Source organism: Citrobacter gillenii, from assembly GCF_013337685.1.
GTDB classification, from domain to species: Bacteria; Pseudomonadota; Gammaproteobacteria; order Enterobacterales; family Enterobacteriaceae; genus Citrobacter; species Citrobacter gillenii.
Window position 1 is genome coordinate 22,287 of sequence record NZ_SUQN01000008.1, and the last position, 19,126, is coordinate 41,412.

The window sequence follows — 19,126 nt, forward strand, 5'->3', positions numbered from 1 at the left end:
GTATGTAATTACAGTTATGGTTTTTCATACAGGAAAACAGCTATGTTGGCACAACTGACCATCAGCAATTTTGCTATCGTTCGTGAACTTGAGATCGATTTTCAGAGCGGAATGACCGTCATCACCGGTGAGACCGGGGCGGGTAAGTCCATTGCCATTGATGCCCTCGGTTTGTGCCTTGGCGGACGTGCCGATGCCGACATGGTGCGCGCTGGCGCTACGCGTGCCGATCTGTGTGCCCGCTTCTCCCTGAAGGACACGCCAGCGGCGCTGCAATGGCTCGAAGAAAACCAGCTTGAAGAAGGTCGTGAATGCTTGCTACGCCGCGTTATCAGTAGCGATGGGCGTTCCCGTGGCTTTATCAACGGCACCGCGGTACCACTGTCGCAGCTTCGCGAGCTCGGCCAGTTGTTAATTCAAATCCACGGCCAGCACGCGCATCAACTGCTGACGAAATCTGAACACCAAAAATCCCTGCTGGACGGCTATGCCAATGAGGCATCTCTTATTCAGGAAATGGCGACGCGCTATCAACTGTGGCATCAGAGCTGCCGCGACCTGGCACATCATCAGCAGCAAAGCCAGGAACGCGCTGCCCGGGCAGAGCTGTTGCAGTATCAGTTGAAAGAGCTAAACGAATTTAGCCCGCAGGCGGGTGAGTTTGAGCAGATCGATGAAGAGTACAAGCGCCTGGCTAACAGCGGGCAGTTGCTCACCACCAGCCAACAGGCGCTGGCTATCATGGCAGATGGCGAAGACGCTAATCTGCAAAGCCAGCTGTACACGGCAAAGCAGTTGGTCAGCGAACTGGCGGGTATGGACAATAAGCTTTCCGGTATTCTGGACATGCTTGAAGAGGCAACCATTCAACTCAGCGAAGCCAGCGACGAGCTGCGCCACTATTGTGACCGGCTGGATCTGGACCCTAACCGGTTATTCGAGCTTGAGCAGCGCATCGCAAAACAAATCTCTCTGGCGCGCAAACACCATGTCGCACCTGAAGCGCTCCCGCAGTTCTATCAGTCCCTGCTGGACGAACAGCAGCAACTTGACGATCAGGCAGATTCACTCGAAACCCTCACTCTGGCGGTGAACACTCATCACAAGCTGGCACTGGAAACAGCAAAGACGCTGCACCACCAGCGCCAACACTATGCTCAGGAGTTAGGGCAGCTCATTACAGAGAGCATGCAAGCACTTTCTATGCCGCACGGACTCTTTTGCATTGAGGTGAAGTTTGATGAACACCATCTGAGTGTAGACGGTGCCGATCGCATTGAATTTAAGGTCACCACCAACCCAGGCCAGCCGATACAGCCTATAGCAAAAGTCGCATCTGGGGGGGAACTGTCGCGTATCGCACTGGCTATTCAGGTGATCACCGCTCGTAAAATGGAAACTCCGGCGCTGATTTTCGATGAAGTGGATGTCGGTATTAGCGGTCCAACAGCCGCGGTCGTCGGCAAACTACTGCGCCAGCTCGGTGAATCCACGCAGGTTATGTGCGTCACGCACCTGCCGCAGGTTGCCGGTTGCGGACATCAACACTTCTACGTCAGCAAAGAAACCGACGGCGCGATGACCGAAACACATATGCAACCACTGGATAAACGCGCGCGCCTGCAGGAGCTCGCCCGCTTACTTGGCGGTAGCGAAGTGACGCGCAATACCCTCGCAAATGCAAAAGAACTGCTGGCAGCATAAACTTTTTTCTCTTGTAACGGTCTGAGTTCAACATAAAATCGCCGTCCGACCCGACAGCAAAAGGTTTTAAAGTGGTGAAAGGTCTATTATCATCGGCATATTACATATGAGCCGCGTACTGCTCGGGCCCGAAAAGGAATCAAATCACTATGCGCTGTAAAACGCTGACTGCTGCTGCAGCAGTACTACTGATGTTGACCGCAGGCTGTTCCACTCTGGAGCGAGTGGTTTACCGTCCTGACATCAACCAGGGAAACTATCTGACCGCTAACGATGTGTCCAAAGTTCGTGTCGGTATGACGCAACAGCAGGTTGCTTATGCTCTGGGTACACCGATGATGTCCGATCCTTTTGGCACCAACACCTGGTTCTATGTGTTCCGTCAGCAACCAGGACACGAAGGCGTAACGCAGCAAACGCTGACGCTGACCTTTAACAGCAATGGCGTGTTGACCAATATTGATAACAAGCCCGCATTGACCGGTAATCAATAAGTAGGTCTTCAGATAGCAAAAAAGGTGCTCGCTGAGCACCTTTTTTATTGCCTGCTATTTGTTGGCAGACTTCTCCGCCCGCTTCCTGCGCAACTCTTTTGGATCGGCAATCAATGGCCGGTAAATTTCTACCCGATCCCCATCATGCACAGCATCAGCAAGTTTTACCGGGCGGCTGTAGATCCCCACTTTGTTTTTACTGAGGTCGATATCAGGGCGCAATTCCAGTAATCCAGACGCGCGAATGGCCTCTTCAACCGTCGCGCCCTCTTGCAGCGTCACGCGCTGTAAATATTGCTTTTCGGGTAGCGCATACGCGACTTCGACGACCATTTTAGCTGACACTGACACTGTAAACCTCTTTCGCACGCACCGTGAAGGCTTGCACCATGTTCGACGCCAGCTCTTTAAAGATACGGCCAAACGCCAGCTCAATGAGCTTGTTAGTGAACTCAAAATCAAGCTGAAACTCAATACGGCACGCTTCATGACTGAGCGGCGTAAACTTCCACCCGCCAATGAGTTTTTTGAAGGGGCCATCGACCAGATGCATCAGAATGCTCTGGTTATTAGTCAACTGGTTGCGCGTGGTGAACGTTTTGCTGATCCCTGCTTTAGACACATCCACCGCTGCCGTCATCTGTCCAGGAGTCGACTCCAGTACGCGGCTTCCGGTGCAACCCGGTAAAAACTGGGGATAGGATTTCACATCATTCACTAGCTGATACATCTGTTCCGCACTGTAAGGTACTAAAGCGGTCCGGCTAATCTGAGGCATAACAATTTCCATCTATATCAATCGAGCAAATAATACCATTTATCATCCGCTAAAAAAAACGCTATAGCCCAACTCGTGCTAAGATAGCGCCTTGCGCCCCGCTGGATGAAATGGGGTGTTTTTCGATTCCAGATTACCTATACTGAGCGGCATTATGACGAAGAAAAAAGCACACAAACCTGGCTCAGCCACAATCGCGCTTAACAAGCGCGCACGACACGAATACTTTATTGAAGAAGAGTTCGAAGCTGGACTCGCTCTGCAAGGCTGGGAAGTCAAATCCCTGCGCGCGGGTAAAGCCAACATCAGCGACAGCTATGTCATTCTTAAAGACGGTGAAGCTTACCTGTTTGGCGCCAACTTTATCCCGATGGCAGTTGCCTCAACGCACGTGGTCTGCGATCCCACTCGTACCCGTAAACTGCTGTTAAACCAGCGCGAGCTCGATTCGCTGTATGGCCGAATGAACCGCGAAGGTTACACCGTCGTGGCACTGTCTCTGTACTGGAAAAACGCCTGGTGCAAAGTGAAAATTGGCGTCGCTAAAGGTAAGAAACAGCACGATAAACGTTCCGATGTGAAAGAGCGTGAGTGGCAGGTGGATAAAGCACGTATTATGAAAAATGCTGGCAGATAACACCTTTGTTTTGTGACCAGTCTCTCATTATGGGACTGGTCCTTATTATTTAGTTATTGAATCCCCCTCAATATATTCATCACACTTATAGTTTAATACTGCTGAATCGTTCAAATATCAAGTAAATCACCGTGTTATTTCATGATGCCTGTAGTCCAATAAAAATAAAACCTCAAGAATTTTTTCCGTCTATTTCACTTCATTTTAATAACATTATTATCACTGATGTTTATTATAAATTCATGCTGCACGCTAAAAATAAATCACTTAAAATACAATAACATAATAAAAAACATATATTTTGTGTGGCGTTTACACTAACCCACCTGAAATATCGCCGTATATTTTTAACAGGCAGAAGTTGCGGAATACTTTCTTTCTGACTATATCATCTAATACGAAAGAACTATTCAACGCCGAGGCCGATTTTTATTTACTAACCAAACAGACATCTCTGTGACCTAATCAATGAAACTACATGTGTAAATTCATATTCACGATGAACGGGGCACCTGTCTGCTCATTTTCCCAGAACGCTGTTGCGGATTAATTCCCCCGGCAAGCCATCAGGAGTGAACATATGCGTCATCTCGCCGTTGTATCAAAGTTGACTGGTGTATCTACGAATGTTGAAGCCTCTGAAGTGACGCTCAGTACACCGTCCATCGTGAAATTATCCGTTTCGCGTGAAGACATCAGCCAACTGACCCGTATTAACCAGGATCTGGTGGTCACACTCCGCTCAGGTGACGTAATTACGATTAAAAACTTCTATGTCGCAAACGGCAGTGATAAAAGCCAACTCGTTCTCGAAGACAGCAACGGTGCACTGTGGTGGGTTCAGGATACTGATGGCGCATTCCACTTCCAGCATCTGGACGATCTCACACCGCTGATGGCGGCTGAAGGCAGTCATGACGGTGGCGCAGTCTGGCCGTGGGTTCTTGGCGGCGTGGCGGCGGCGGGCGGAATTGCCCTCGCGGCGGGCGGTGGCGGTGGCGGTGGCGGTGGTGGCAGTGGTGGCAGTGGTGGCAGTGGTGGCAGTGGTGGCAGTGGTGATAATCCCGGGAACGGGAATGGAAACGGGAATAATCCGGGAAACGGCAACGGTAATAACCCTGGAGGTGGAAATGGCGATGGCGACGGTGGAACCCCACCAACAACGCCAGCGCTCCCCGGCGTTCCCGTCATCACCAGCGTAGTCGATAACCAGGAGCTGATTACTGGCATTGTCAATCAACAGGAGTCCACCAACGACAATACCCCTACGCTTCAAGGGACGGGAACGGCTAATACCACGTTGCATATTTTCGATAATGGCAAAGAGATTGGCCAGATCACCATCGATGCCAGTGGTAACTGGTCATTTACACCATCTCCCCCTCTCGCGGATGGTACCCACCAGTTTACAGTCAGCGCGTCGAACAGCGCGGGCAGCAGTGGCATGTCAAACAGTTGGGTTATTATCATTGATACCCTCGCCCCTGATGCGCCTGCTCTCTCTCAGGAACTCGATGATGTCGGATCCATTCAAGGTTTTATCGCCAGTAACGCCGTGATCGACGATGACACGCCGACGCTCTCTGGTATCGGTGTTGCCGGCAATGTCATCAGCGTCTACGACAACGGTATCCTGATTGGCATGACGCAGGTTGATGAGAATGGTAACTGGACATTCACACCGGATACGCCGTTGAGCGAAGGCGTTCACAATCTGACGCTGACGCAAACCGACCCTGCAGGTAACGTCAGTGCAGAAACCACCGTGCCCACCTTCACTGTCGATATCACCCCGCCTCCGGCGGCAGCGATTACCAACGTCAACCCGGAAGGGACAACGGTCACCGGCAGCGCAGAGCCAGGCAGCACGGTCAGTATTATCGGCAGTAATAATCTGCTGCTGGGTTCGGCCGTTGTAGGCCAGGACGGCACTTTCAGCATCGCGATTTCACCGTCGCAGACCCACGGTGAATCACTTACCGCAAAAATTCATGACGAAGCGGGCAACGTCGGGCCAGACACACCATTCAACGCTCAGAACTCAGGCTATCCTGGCGTACCGGTTATCGTCAGCGTGATGGATGACGTCGCCCCGTCAACCGGGCCGTTGAGCAATAATCAGGCGACTAACGATAACAAGCCCACGCTTTCCGGTACCGCTGACGCCAACAGCACGGTGAATATTTACGACAACGGCGTAGCGGTCGACAGCGTACAGGCTGACGGCAACGGCAACTGGAGCTGGACATCAAGCTCACCGCTGGATGACGGCCCGAACGCCTTTACCGTCACCGCAACCAACCAGTCGGGTACCGGGGGAGTGTCGACCGCATTCAACATTAATATTGATACTCTGCCGCCGTCTGCGCCTGACGATCTCAACGTCTCGGCAGATGGTGCTGTCGTAACTGGGAAAACCGAGCCCGGCAATACCGTGGTGATCACCGACAGTAAAAATACCCCCATTGGCAGCGGCGTCGCCGGGCCGGATGGTTCATTTACCATTACCATCAAACCGCCGCAGACCAATGGCGAAACGCTGACAGCCATCTCGACCGATCCGGCAGGAAACTCAAGCCCGCCAGAAACGGCAGTTGCGCCGGACATCACCGCCCCACAACCGCCCACAAACCTGGTGATTAATGGCGCGGGCAACGAGGTCACCGGCAAGGCCGAGCCTGACAGTACGGTCAATATTCTGGATCCACGCGGCAATATCATTGGCACAACGACAGCCACTGCAGATGGGGACTTCACCGCAGCGCTGGTACCGCCGCAGACGAATGGTGAGATCCTGACGGCAAACGCGACCGATGCAGCAGGTAACAAAGGGGGCAATGCCTCCGTCACCGCGCCGGATACCACGGCACCGGATGCACCGACAGATGTTATCGTCGCTGGAAATGGAGGGTCGGTGAGCGGCCACGCCGAGGCCGGAAGTACCGTCACCGTCAAAGACAGCGATGGTCATATTATTGGCAAGGGCCAGGCGGACAGCGGCGGCAATTTCACCGTGTCAATCGCACCGGCGAAAATCAACAGTGAGACGGTCACCGTCACCGCCACGGACGGCAAAGGCAACGAAAGCCTGCCAACTTCAGCAATAGCACCAGATCTCACTGCACCCGAACAGCCCATTATTATCGCCGTCACTGACGATGTCGAAGATATCCTTGGATCCATCAAGAATGATGGGTTGACCAACGACGATAAACCCAAAATTGAGGGCACTGCTGAGGCCGGGTCTAAGGTCAACATTTACGACAATGGCGTACTGTTAACCATCGTTACCGCCGATCTCAACGGCAACTGGAACTACACGCCCACCACCGCGCTGGCGCAGGGCGCGCACGTCTTTACGGTGACGGCTATCGATGCCGCCAGTAACACCAGCAGTGCCGCCAGCTGGAAAATCATTGTCGACAGTATCGCCCCCACCGTGCCGGCCATTACGCTTATCAACGATGACGTCGGCAGCATCACCGGTAACGTCGCGAACAACGGGGTCACCAATGACAAAACCCCCACGTTCTCGGGAACCGGTGAACCCGGCTCGCTGGTGACGCTGTATGATAATGGCCTGCAGATGATGGTTATTCTTATCGACAGAACAGGCACCTGGAGCCATAGCGTGCCAGCCAATGAGGCCCTTAGCGAAGGCACCCACCGTTTTACGCTGACCGCAACGGATGCCGCCGGTAACGTCGTCACCGCCCCCCCTGTCATCATAACGGTCGACACCAAAGCGCCCGATGCCCCCATTATTTCGAGCGCCACAGACGACGTAGGCAGTTTGCAAAGCGACCTGGCTAATGGCGGACGTTCAGACGATACCCTCCCGCTGCTGAAAGGCACCGGAGTCGCAGATTCCACGATCACAATTTACGATGGGGCTACCCCCATAGGCACTGCCACAGTGACGCCGGAAGGAAGCTGGAGTTTTCAGGTCACTCAACCGCTGAGTGAGGGTCCACACGCGTTGTCAGCTATTGCGACAGATAAAGCGGGTAACGCCAGCAGTGCCGGTAATTTCACGCTGACGATTGATACCACGCCGCCAGCCGCCCCTGTTATCACCTCAGCGGAAGGACTTATTGGCAGTGAGACAAAACTGCTGGCTAACGGCGGGAGCACCAAAAGCGACAACCCCAAGCTGTCAGGCACCGGCGAGCCGGGTGCGACAATTACCGTTTTTGATAATGACGTCCGTCTGGGTACGGCCACCGTGCAGCCAAACGGCACCTGGACCTTTACTCCAACGTTACTTACAGACGGTCCACACAAATTCACCGCCACAGCGACGGACGTGGCTGGCAACACGGGGATCCCGTCCGCCGGCTTTACGCTGACGGTAGATAACCTGCCGCCCGCGAAGCCAGAGCCGCCAACCATAACCGATGACGTCAATCCGATAACGGGAATTATCACCAACGGCATCACCAACGATACCACGCCAACCTTCAGCGGTACCGGGAGTGCCGGAGATGTTATCGCCATCTATCTTGACGGCAGAACCGAACCGCTAGGCACGGCGACGGTCGGGGCGGATGGCACCTGGAGCTTTACGCCAACCGACCCGATTAATCCGGACAGCTATCAAGTCACCCTCACCGCCACCGATCCGGCGGGCAACGTTAGCCCGCGTTCGGATGCCGTCACCCTGGGCATCGATACGACGCCGTCCGCGCCGCCGGTTATCACCGCGGTTAATGATGACGTCGGCGATGTCAGAGGCGATCTCGCCGCCGGCGCGGTGACGGATGACACCACGCCGACCATCCGCGGAACCGGCTCCAACGGTGACATAATCACCCTGTACAATGGCAGTACGGTAATTGGCACGGCTACTGTTGCAGGCGGCGTCTGGAGTATCACGCCCAACCCGGCGCTGACCAACGGCAGCTACACGCTGACCGCCATCGCCACCGATGCGGCAGGAAATGCCAGCGACGCCTCAAACAGCGTCTCGTTTACGGTGAACAGCACAGCATTGAAGTTGCCCCAGGTCACGGATATTGAAGATGACGCTGGGGTTATTATCGGTTCGCTAACCAACAACAGCGTCACGGACGATACCACCCCGACGATCAGTGGGACCGGTACACCGGGCAGTACAGTGTTAATTTTCGATGGCAGCAATCCCGTAGCGATTGCCACGGCCACCGTCGCGGCGAACGGCAGTTGGAGTATAGATGTTCCCCTGACACCCAACGTCACTCACACGCTGACTTTCGGTGCCCAGGACGCTGCCGGTAACGTGCTGGCCGCAGGAAACCCCGTGACGTTAATCGTCGATACCTTGCCACCTGCAATGCCAACCGTCAGTGGCGTAGATCCAAACGGGACGCTGGTTAGCGGCACGGCCGAACCGGGCAGCACCGTTATCATTCGCCGCGACAACACGATTCTCGGTCAGGGTATTGCCGACGACGAGGGAAATTATTCCGTTACCCTCTCACCGGCGCAAACAACCGGTCAGGTACTGGACGCTATCGCCCAGGACCCGGCAGGTAATCAGAGCGATCCCACGCCGTTTAACGCCGCGACGTCCAGCATCCCCCACCCGCCGACGCTGGAAATTGTGGACGATGTGGCCCCGGTCATGGGGGTGATTGGCAACGGTAAAACCACCAATGACACCTTACCGCTGCTGCAAGGAACCGCCACTCCGGGGGCTACGGTAAACATTTACCAAAATGGGACCCTACTCGACACAGTGACCGCCGACGCCACCTCCGGCGCATGGAGCTATCAACTGTCCACGCCACTGACAAACGGTACCGCGTATAACTTCACCGTGTCGCAAACGGTAGGTGGTGCAGAGAGCGGTCAATCACCTAATTACACCATCACTATCGATACCGTCGCCCCGCTGGCCCCGACCATCGCCAGCATTATTGACGATGTCACGCCCGGTACGGGCACGTTAGACAAAGGACAACTTACCAACGATTCCCGACCAACCTTTAACGGTACCGGCGAAGCAGGCGCAACCATCACTCTCTACGATGGCAACGGTGTCTATGCCACTACCACCGTCAACAGCAGCGGATTCTGGAGCTATACCCCAACCAATGCCCTGGGCGAAGGCCCGCATGACTTCACTGTGCGCGCGACGGATGCCGCAGGCAACCAGGGCGCTGCCTCCGACAGTTTCCGCATTATTGTCGATACCTTAGTCCCGGACGCGCCGTCCATTGTGACGGTGAAGGACAACGTCGGCACGGACCAGATGCTCACCTCCGGGCAGTCGACCAACGACAACACCCCAACACTGGAAGGCGTGACCGAGGCGAATTCGGTCGTCACTATTCTTGATAAAGGTACGGTAATTGGCACCACCACCAGCGACGCAGACGGCAACTGGAGCTTTACACCTGCCCCAGCGCTCGGTGAAGGCAATCACGCGTTAACCGCTACCGTCACCGATGGCGCCGGCAACATCAGCCCGGCAACGCCGCCGTTCCTGCTGGTTGTCGATACACTGGCGCCAGCCGCGCCAATCATCACCTCGGTGATTGACGACCAACCGGGAAATACCTCACTGACGAACGGGCAACTGACTAACGACGCGCAGCCAACGCTGAACGGCAAAGGGGAAGCCGGGGCGACTATCACGATAAAAGATAAGGGTGTCGAAATAGGTACCGCGCGGGTAGACGAATCCGGTAACTGGACCTTCACACCAGAAAACGCGCTGGGTCAGGGGCAGCATGTCTTCACCGCAACAGCCACAGACCAAGCCGGTAATACGGGTGGGGCGTCCTCCGCCTTTACCCTTGAACTGGATTCCGTTGCCCCGCTGGCGCCGGTCATCGGTAACGTACAGGACAACACGGCCCCCACCACCGGGCCAATAGGTAACGGCCAGACGACCAACGAAACCCGTCCAGCGCTGAGTGGAACAGGTGAAATCGGCGCAACGATAACTATCCTGAGCGACGGTTTGCCCATTGGCACCACCACTGTCGGTGCAGGCGGCACCTGGAGCTTTACGCCAACGGACGCTCTGAGTAACGGTCCGCATACGCTGACCGCCACCGCCACCGACAGCGCGGGCAATACCAGCCCGGCCTCCAGCGGCGTTACGTTCACGGTTGATACGGTATCACCGAACACGCCGGTTATTACCCAGGTCAGCGATGATGTCGGCCCACTAACAGGAAATCTGAACAACGGTCAGGCGACAAACGATGCGCGCCCTACCCTTAACGGTACGGCGGAGGCCAATTCGACGGTCAAAATCTATGACAACGGCACGCTTATCGACACGGTTTCTGCAGACGGAAACGGCGTATGGAATTTCACACCGGGGAGTGCGCTGGGTAACGGCAATCACGTATTGACGGTGACATCCACCGACGCGGCCGGCAACGTCAGCGTGTCGTCTGCCGGGTTTGCCCTGATTGTGGATACCGTCGCCCCGCTGGCACCCACCATTATCCAGGCCTTTGATGACGTACAACCGGGCACCGGCACGCTGTCGAGCGGTGCCTGGACCAACGATACCCGCCCCGTGCTGAGCGGTTCTGCGGAGGCCAACGCCCGGATTGCCATTTACGACAACGGCACGCTGCTGACGACAGTTACCGCAACAATAGACGGTACCTGGGAGTTTCTGTCCACTACGCTGGGTAACGGCCAGCATGTCTTTACCGCCATCGCCACGGATGCGGCCGGAAACGTCGGCCCGGCGTCAAGCGGATTTATTCTTAACGTTGATACCGTTGCGCCATCAACGCCGATCCTTACCTCGGTGGTGGATGACATCACTGGCGGCGTGTTTAATGCCGCACTGAGCAACGGGCAACTGACCAATGACGCCCGCCCTACACTTAACGGTACCGCCGAAGCGGGCAGCACCGTCAATATTTATGACGGCAGCACGCTACTCGGCACTGCTCTCGTGCAAAGTAACAACAGCTGGTCGTTTACCCCAACGACACCGTTGGGGAATGGTTCGCACACCTTTACCGTCACCGCCACCGACCCCGCGGGCAACACCAGCGGTGCAACGGTGGGCTTTACGATTAACGTGGACACCACCGCCCCCACGCTGCCGTCAATTAGCAGCATTGTTGATGATGTCGGTCCCAATACCGGGTCGATTGGCAACAACCAGCCCACCAATGACGCGCGCCCCACGTTAAACGGCACCACGGAAGCCAATGCCCGGGTTGATATTTATGACAACGGCAACTTTGTCACCAGCGTAACGGCGGATGGCAGCGGCAACTGGAACTACACCCCGTCTACCGCACTGGGTCAGGGCCCCCATTCATTTACTATTACCGCAACGGACAGCGCGGGCAATACCAGCGGCATGTCGGCTGCCGCGTCGATTGTGGTCGATACCATCGCACCGGGTATTCCCACCGCTCTGTCGGTGAACGCCAACGGTACTGTGCTGACCGGCGTTGCGGAAGCCAACAGCACGGTGATCGTCACAACAAGCAGCGGCACCGTGCTCGGCACCGCCACGGCCAACGCCGCCGGCAACTTCACCTTTACCCTCAACCCGCCGCAGATCAGCGGACAAACGCTGCAGGTTAGCGCGCAGGATGCCGCCGGGAATACCGGCACGTCAGGCAACGCGCTGGCCCCGTTTACCGGGGTGCCACCCGCACCGATTATCGCCAGCGTTTTTGATGACATTGGTACGGTCACTGGCAATGTCGCCGCCGGAAAAACCACCAATGACACCCGTCCGATGCTCAGCGGCACGGCACAGGCTAACGCCGTCGTCAGCCTGTACAACAACGGAACATTGATGGGCACCACAACCGCGGACGGCAACGGACTGTGGAGCTTTACCCCCTCCGGCGCGCTCAGTGAAGGCAACCACGCGTTTACCGCCAGTGCGGCTAACGCCAACGGTTCCGGCGTATTGTCTGGCGCGTTTAACGTCATTGTCGATACCACGCCACCGCCGCCGCCATCGGTGCTGATCAGCGCCGACGGCGGCACGGTCAGCGGCATCGCCGAAGCAGGCAGTACGGTCACTATCTCCCTGCCCGGCGGCGGCAGCATCACGGCGGTCGCCAACAGCAGCGGAGTCTACAGCGTCACCCTACCGGTACGCCAGATTGAGGGCCAGTCGTTGTCCGCTACTGCAACCGACGCGGCAGGCAACACCTCAACGCCGACCAGCATCCTCGCGCCGGTCTTACCGCTGCTGGCTGAAGACAACGTCACTCGTCTGGCGTTACAAACTGACTTCACGGTCACCAACGAGCACAAAAGCGATTATGGCTTCCTGCTGGTCGGTGCGGTGGATAATGTGCTGAAGGTACTGGGAGACAACACCGCCCTCGTCAACTTCAACATTCAGACCGGCGGCAGCGGCACCATCACCATCAACGCGGCAGCAACCGGCATTGTGCTGTCGCTGCTGAGTACCATGGAGATTGTTATCCAGCGCTTTGACTCCACGCTCAACGCCTGGGTGACGGTGGTCGATACCGGTAAAGCTGATTTTGCCGACCTGCTGACGCTCAGCGCCTCCGGCGTGACGCTCAACTATGGCGGGCTTACTGGTGGGGACTACCGTGTCGTCAGCTACAACACCAGCCTGCTGGCGACCGGGGCCTTCACCAGTCTGGACGTGGCGGTGGTCAAAACCAGCGCCGGATCGATCACTGGTGGCACCAGCGAATCCGGCAATATCATCACCGATACCGACCCCACCAACGGGCAGGATAACGCCCCATCCGGCACGCGGGTGACGTCGATTACCGATGGCAACGGCAATGTGGTGAACATTCCGCTGGGCGGGGCTGATGTGCAGGGTAAATACGGCACCCTGCATATTAATCAGGACGGGAGTTATACCTACACCCTCACCGATAAATCCGCTTCGGTATACGGTCGATCTGAAAGCTTCACCTATACGCTGACGCACGGTAACGACCACTCTTCGGCAAAACTGGTGGTGGCGCTGGGCCAGGGTCCGACGACCAGTACGGTAACAGCGGCAGACGATGTCGCCTCACTGACCTACGGCACCGAGGTCAGCGTGGTCGACCACGGACCATCAAAACAAACCGGCTTTACGCTCGCCAGCGTAGGCCTGGGGAATGTGCTGGACGTCAGTCTGGTCGACGGGTTAACCAACCCCATCAAATTCAACGTTGAAGATGGCGCCACCCGCACGCTGACGATTCAGGCCGACGTTCTCGGCGTAACGCTCGGCGGCTTCGATCTGTACGTCTACCGTTTTAATGACGCTATTCAACAATACGAGCAGTATCGGGTACAACCCAACTGGGTCACGGCAGTATTGGGTGGAAAATCAAAAGATTACACCATCACACTGCCGGGCGGTGACTACCTGTTCCTGCTGAACGCCGGCGGCGGTCTGGCACTGTTAACCAGCTACACCCTGAATATTCAGGCCGATCACACCTATGCGGTGGACAGTCTGAGTGCCTCAACCAACGGCAATATTCTGGCCAATGATTCCGCACCCGCCGATACGGTTATCTCCGACGTGAACGGCGTCGCAGTCAATTTAACAGGCACAACCCGTATTGAGGGACAGTACGGCACACTCACTATCGATGCGAAGGGGAACTACAGCTACACGCTGAAAAGCGGACTGGGCGCGGACAGCATCAATACGCCGGACAGCTTTGTGTACACGGTCAAGGCGCCAAACGGCGATACCGGCAGCGCGTCGCTGAACATCAAACCAACCCCGCAGGCGCTGGACGCGGTGAACGACACCAGCAGCCAGATGGCGGTCACGACGTTGCAGGATACGTCTCAGCCCTTTAGTGATTCCAGCGTGGGATCGGCCAGTTGGACCACTGTGCTGGGGCCCAGCTCGAAAAGTGGTACCGGAACAGTTGAAGTCGCAGCGGGTACAGCGGTGCAAAACGTGGTGCTGCATTTTAACGTGGCATCAGGGCTGACGCTGGGTGGGCTGAACGTGACCTGGGCGCTGTACGACAGCAATGGCGTTAAAGTTGCCGGGGATACCTTCAACGGCGGGCTCCTGATCGGCGGCAATCTTGATATTGCCCTGAACGGACTGGTGCTGCACGCCGGGAACTATCGCCTCGACTATACCGGCAACGCGGGTGCGCTGGGGCTAGGCACCATCACCATCACCCCCAGCGTGAAAGGGACAATAGTCGATCTCGATAACTTCGAAACCGCGGGCGTCAATAGCGTCACCGGCAACATCTATGACGGCGACCATATCGCCAGCGTGCACACCTTGCTGACGGTGAACGGCGCGGGCGGCAGTACCGCCACGCTGGATCCGCTGGGCAGCAGCACCGCCAGCGCCACGATCAATGGACTGTACGGCAAACTGACAATGGGCATTGATGGGCATTACACCTATACCCTCAACAGCGATGTCTCACTGGAATCCATCAAGACCAAAGAGACGTTTAACTACACCCTTAACGACCAAAAAGGACATACCGATAGCGCCACGTTGACCATCGATATGAATCCACAAGTGATCAGCACCGCGGAGGCCGATCGGGTTATCGGCAGCGCGTACGGCGATACGCTGATTTACCACCTGCTCAGCGCCAATAATGCAACCGGCGGCAACGGAACCGCGGACACCTGGAGCAACTTCTCGCTGGCGCAGGGTGACAAAATCGATATCGGCGACCTGCTGGTGGGCTGGAACGGGCAGAACGCCACACTCGGCAATTATCTCACCGTGTCCACCAGCGGTAACAACACCGTGGTGTCCATCGACCGCGACGGTACGGGCGCCACCTATCAATCAACCAGTCTTGTGACACTGGAGAACGTCCACACCACGCTCGATGAGCTGATCCAACAAAATCATATTGTGACCTGACGTGAGCACCAAAACGCCATAACAACAGCCCCGGATGCCACGACGTCCGGGGCAATAACAGTCGTCACTGCCGTATTTTGAAAGGGATATACGATGAGAAATGTCGCCTCTGTTACGTTGCTGCTGGCATTCACGCTCTGTTCCTTACAGGTGAATGCCGAAGATGAACCGCAAATCATTACGCCGGAAGGGCTGGCCACCAGCCAGATGCTCCCCTCTCTGGATGGATCGGTGGCCGAACTCCCGCTGAGCGCCGCCGCGCCCGGCAACCTGACGCTTAACGATGCGGTAAGCCGCGCCGTAAGCTGGCATCCTGCGATCCGTGAATCGATCGGCAAACTGCTCTCGCAAAATGAGCAGATCGACGTGGCGAAATCCAAATACTATCCGCAGGTCACGGCCGGGGTGAACAACGGCTACAGCAATACCTATAACGATCATGGTTTCAGCCCGTCGCTGGTGATCTCGGTCTCGCAAATGCTGTATGACTTTGGCAAAGTCGCCAGTCAGGTACGCGCCGAGACTGCGGGGGCCGCCCAGCAGCAGGCTAACGTCTTACTCAGCATTGACACCGTCGCCCACGAAACTGCCAACGCCATTGTGCAGGTACAGTCCTGGCAGCAAATGGTCGACGCCGCCGAAGCGCAACTCTCCGCTCTGAACGGCATTGGCAGGCTGACCCGACAACGTAACGATGAAGGAGCCACGTCGCTCTCTGACGTGGTACAAACCGATGCGCGTATCGAATCCGCTCGTTCGCAGCTGGCGCAGTATCAGGCGAACCTCGACAGCAGCAAGGCGACACTGATGAGCTTTCTTGGCTGGAATTCGCTCAACGGCGTCAGCAACGCGTTCCCGGTGAAACTGGACAGCAGCTGCGACATCACTAAGCCTGATGACAGGCTGGTACCTGCCGTGCTGGCAGCCTGGGCGCAGGCTAATGTTGCACAGGCCAATCTGGATTACGCCAACGCGCAGATGACGCCCACTATCTCTCTTGAGCCTTCCGTGCAGCACTATCTCAATGACAAATATCCCAGCCATGAGGTGCTCGACAAAACGCAGTACTCCACGTGGGTGAAAGTCGAGATGCCGCTGTATCAGGGAGGCGGACTCACCGCCCGACGCAACGCCGCTGGTCATGCGGTAGACTCGGCGCAGTATTCCATCCAGCGCACCCGCCTTGACGTGCGCCAGAAACTGCTCGAATCCCGCAGCCAGGCGATGAGTCTTGCCACCGCCCTGCAGATCCTGCGCCGCCAGCAACGGCTGAGCGAACGCACGCGCGAACTGTATCAACAGCAATATCTGGATCTCGGCTCTCGTCCGCTGCTCGACGTGCTTAACGCCGAGCAGGAGGTGTATCAGGCCCGCTTTGCCGAACTGCAAACCCAAAGCCAGCTTCGTCAACTCCAGCTGAACTGTCTCTACAATACCGGCACGCTGCGCCAGGCGTTCGCCCTCAACAATCGCAGCATCCAGTCAGTGGAGATCCAGCTATGAGCCACGTCGAGCCGGGTGCAGAAGAGACGATTAGCGAGCCCGCCCTGAACCTGTGGGCACAGGCCATTAGCCACATTGCCAGCCACTATCGCGTCACCTGCTCGCCCGGCGCGATTCAGGCCAACGCTCCGTGGTTTGCCGGAAAAAATAAGCCCCTCGCCCTGACGCAACTCGCGCGCCAGGCGGGGCTGTCGTTTCATACGCTGGATACCACAAAACAGCTGTTCAGCCAGTGGCGTTTACCGGTTGTGGCGGAGCTACGCGACGGCCAAATTATGGTAATAGAGCACTTCAACGGTAACGATGCGCTGGATGTGTTTATCATCGCCGAAGAAGGCCAGCGCAACCGGCTGGCGATTGCCGAGCTGCTGCCGGAGATCCACACCATTACCGCCCTGCGCCCGCTGTCGGCGCTCAAAGACAGTCGGGTCGACCGCTATGTTTCGCGCTTTAAGCCGGACTGGATGCGCGACCTGGTGCTCCAGGACATCCGGCCTTACCTGCCGGTGATGGTAGCCGCGTTTCTGATTAACGTTCTGTCGCTCGCCGGGATTATCTTCTCGATGCAGGTTTACGACCGGGTGATCCCGGCCCAATCGTATCCCACGCTGTATGTGCTCTCGACCGGCGTGCTGGTGGCGGTGCTGTTCGGCTTTTTACTGCGCGAAGCCCGTACCCATATCATGGATGTACTCGGCAAGCGCGCCGATATGCGCATTTCCGATCGCGTGTTCAGCCACGCACTGCGCCTGCGTAACAGCGCCATCCCCCGCTCCACCGGCAGCTTTATTTCCCAGCTCCGCGAACTGGAGCAGGTACGGGAGATGATCACCTCCTCAACCCTGTCGACCCTTGTCGATCTGCCCTTTTTCTTTTTGTTTATCGTCGTGATGGCCTGCATCGCCCCGCAGCTGGCGTGGATAGCGCCCGTCGCTGCGATCCTGATGATCCTGCCTGGCCTGCTGTTACAGAAGAAGCTGGCTATGCTCGCCAACCAGGCTGCACACGAGTCCACGCTGCGTAACGCGGTGCTGGTCGAAAGCGTCCAGGGGCTGGAGGACATCAAGCTGATGCAGGCGGAGAACCGCTTTTTGCAGCAGTGGAACAGCTACATCCGCATTACCGGCGAGTCCGGACTGCGCACGCGCAAGCTGACTCAAGGACTGATTGGCTGGGGCATGTCGGTACAAAGTCTGGTCTACGCTGCGATTATTATGTTCGGTGCGCCGATGGTCATCGAAGGCACCATGACTACCGGCGCGGTCGTGGCGGCCTCAATGCTCGGCTCAAGAATGATTGCCCCGATGGCAAATCTGTGCGGCGTGTTGGCGCGCTGGCAGCAGGTCAAGGCGGCGAAGACGGGGCTGGACAGCATTATGCAGCTCCCCACCGAAACCCAGCACGATGAGAACCGGGTACATCAGGAAATCTTTCGCGGGCACTATCTGTTTGAGAACGCCCACTTTCGCTACCACAGCGACGATCAACAGGTGCCGCTGCGCATCGCCCGCCTCGAGGTGATGCCAGGGGAACGCATCGCCATCCTCGGGCGTAACGGCGCGGGGAAATCCACCCTACTACAGGCCATGGCGGGCGGTGTGGAGCTGATTCAGGGCGACGTCCGGCTCGATAACCTGAGCCTGGCGCAGATCGACATGGCCGATTTACGCCGCAACATCGGCTTTCTCAGCCAAAACGCGCGCCTGTTTTTTGGCACCCTGCGTGAGAACCTGACCCTCGGCGCCCCGCATGTCAGCGATGCTCAGATATTCGACGCGCTGGAAGTCGGCGGCGCAGCCACCTTTGTTAAACAACTCGCCAAAGGGCTGGGACACCCGATTATGGAAGGCGGCAACGGCCTCTCCGGCGGGCAGCGGCAATCCATTCTGCTGGCAAGAATGCTGCTGCGCTCGCCCAATATTGTGCTGCTCGACGAACCCAGCGCCTCGCTGGATGAACATACCGAGCGGGAGTTTATTCAACGGCTAAACCAGTGGCTCGGCAACCGCACGCTGATCGTCGCCACCCATCGCGTACCGGTTCTGGAACTGGTCGAGCGCGTGGTGGTGTTAAAAGAAGGTCAACTGGTGATGGATGCCCCGAAAGCACAGGCGCTGAACGCGAGTCGCGCGCCTGCACAGACTCACGGTCGGGAGTGGAAAAATGAAAACCAATCCGCATGA

General features: G+C 56.8%; 8 protein-coding genes. 6 read left to right on the plus strand and 2 right to left on the minus strand.

What is annotated here, in order from left to right:
- Positions 1-42 precede the first annotated feature (42 nt).
- Complete coding sequence (gene recN / locus FCH32_RS18900; protein WP_174361338.1) at positions 43-1,704, plus strand: DNA repair protein RecN; 1,662 nt, start codon at positions 43-45, stop codon at positions 1,702-1,704.
- A 149-nt stretch (positions 1,705-1,853) separates the two neighbouring features.
- Entirely contained in the window at positions 1,854-2,198 is a 345-nt protein-coding gene (gene bamE / locus FCH32_RS18905; protein ID WP_115257734.1) for an outer membrane protein assembly factor BamE, read from the plus strand.
- A 54-nt stretch (positions 2,199-2,252) separates the two neighbouring features.
- On the opposite strand, the gene FCH32_RS18910 is transcribed toward bamE, so the two are convergent.
- Complete coding sequence (locus FCH32_RS18910) at positions 2,253-2,531, minus strand: RnfH family protein (protein ID WP_217439082.1); 279 nt, start codon at positions 2,529-2,531, stop codon at positions 2,253-2,255.
- Position 2,532: 1 nt separating this feature from the next.
- On the minus strand, positions 2,533-2,976 hold the full coding sequence (gene ratA / locus FCH32_RS18915; protein WP_115257733.1) for a type II toxin-antitoxin system toxin RatA: 444 nt from the start codon (positions 2,974-2,976) through the stop codon (positions 2,533-2,535).
- Positions 2,977-3,130: 154 nt separating this feature from the next.
- Here ratA and smpB point away from each other — a divergent pair, with 154 nt between their 5' ends.
- The 4 genes from smpB to FCH32_RS18935 all read left to right on the plus strand — a co-directional run bounded on the left by smpB (position 3,131) and on the right by FCH32_RS18935 (position 19,126).
- Positions 3,131-3,613 carry an SsrA-binding protein SmpB gene (gene smpB / locus FCH32_RS18920; RefSeq protein WP_096759347.1) on the plus strand — a complete coding sequence of 161 codons (483 nt, stop codon included), beginning with the start codon at positions 3,131-3,133 and terminating at the stop codon, positions 3,611-3,613.
- 580 nt (positions 3,614-4,193) lie between these two features.
- Positions 4,194-15,440 carry a BapA/Bap/LapF family large adhesin gene (locus FCH32_RS18925; protein WP_174361339.1) on the plus strand — a complete coding sequence of 3,749 codons (11,247 nt, stop codon included), beginning with the start codon at positions 4,194-4,196 and terminating at the stop codon, positions 15,438-15,440.
- Positions 15,441-15,533: 93 nt separating this feature from the next.
- Positions 15,534-16,943 (plus strand): TolC family outer membrane protein, encoded by a 1,410-nt coding sequence (locus tag FCH32_RS18930; protein WP_135911571.1) that lies wholly within the window; start codon positions 15,534-15,536, stop codon positions 16,941-16,943.
- Positions 16,940-19,126, plus strand: a complete 2,187-nt coding sequence (locus FCH32_RS18935) for a type I secretion system permease/ATPase (protein WP_174361340.1) — start codon at positions 16,940-16,942, stop codon at positions 19,124-19,126. Before FCH32_RS18930 ends, FCH32_RS18935 begins: the two co-directional genes overlap by 4 nt.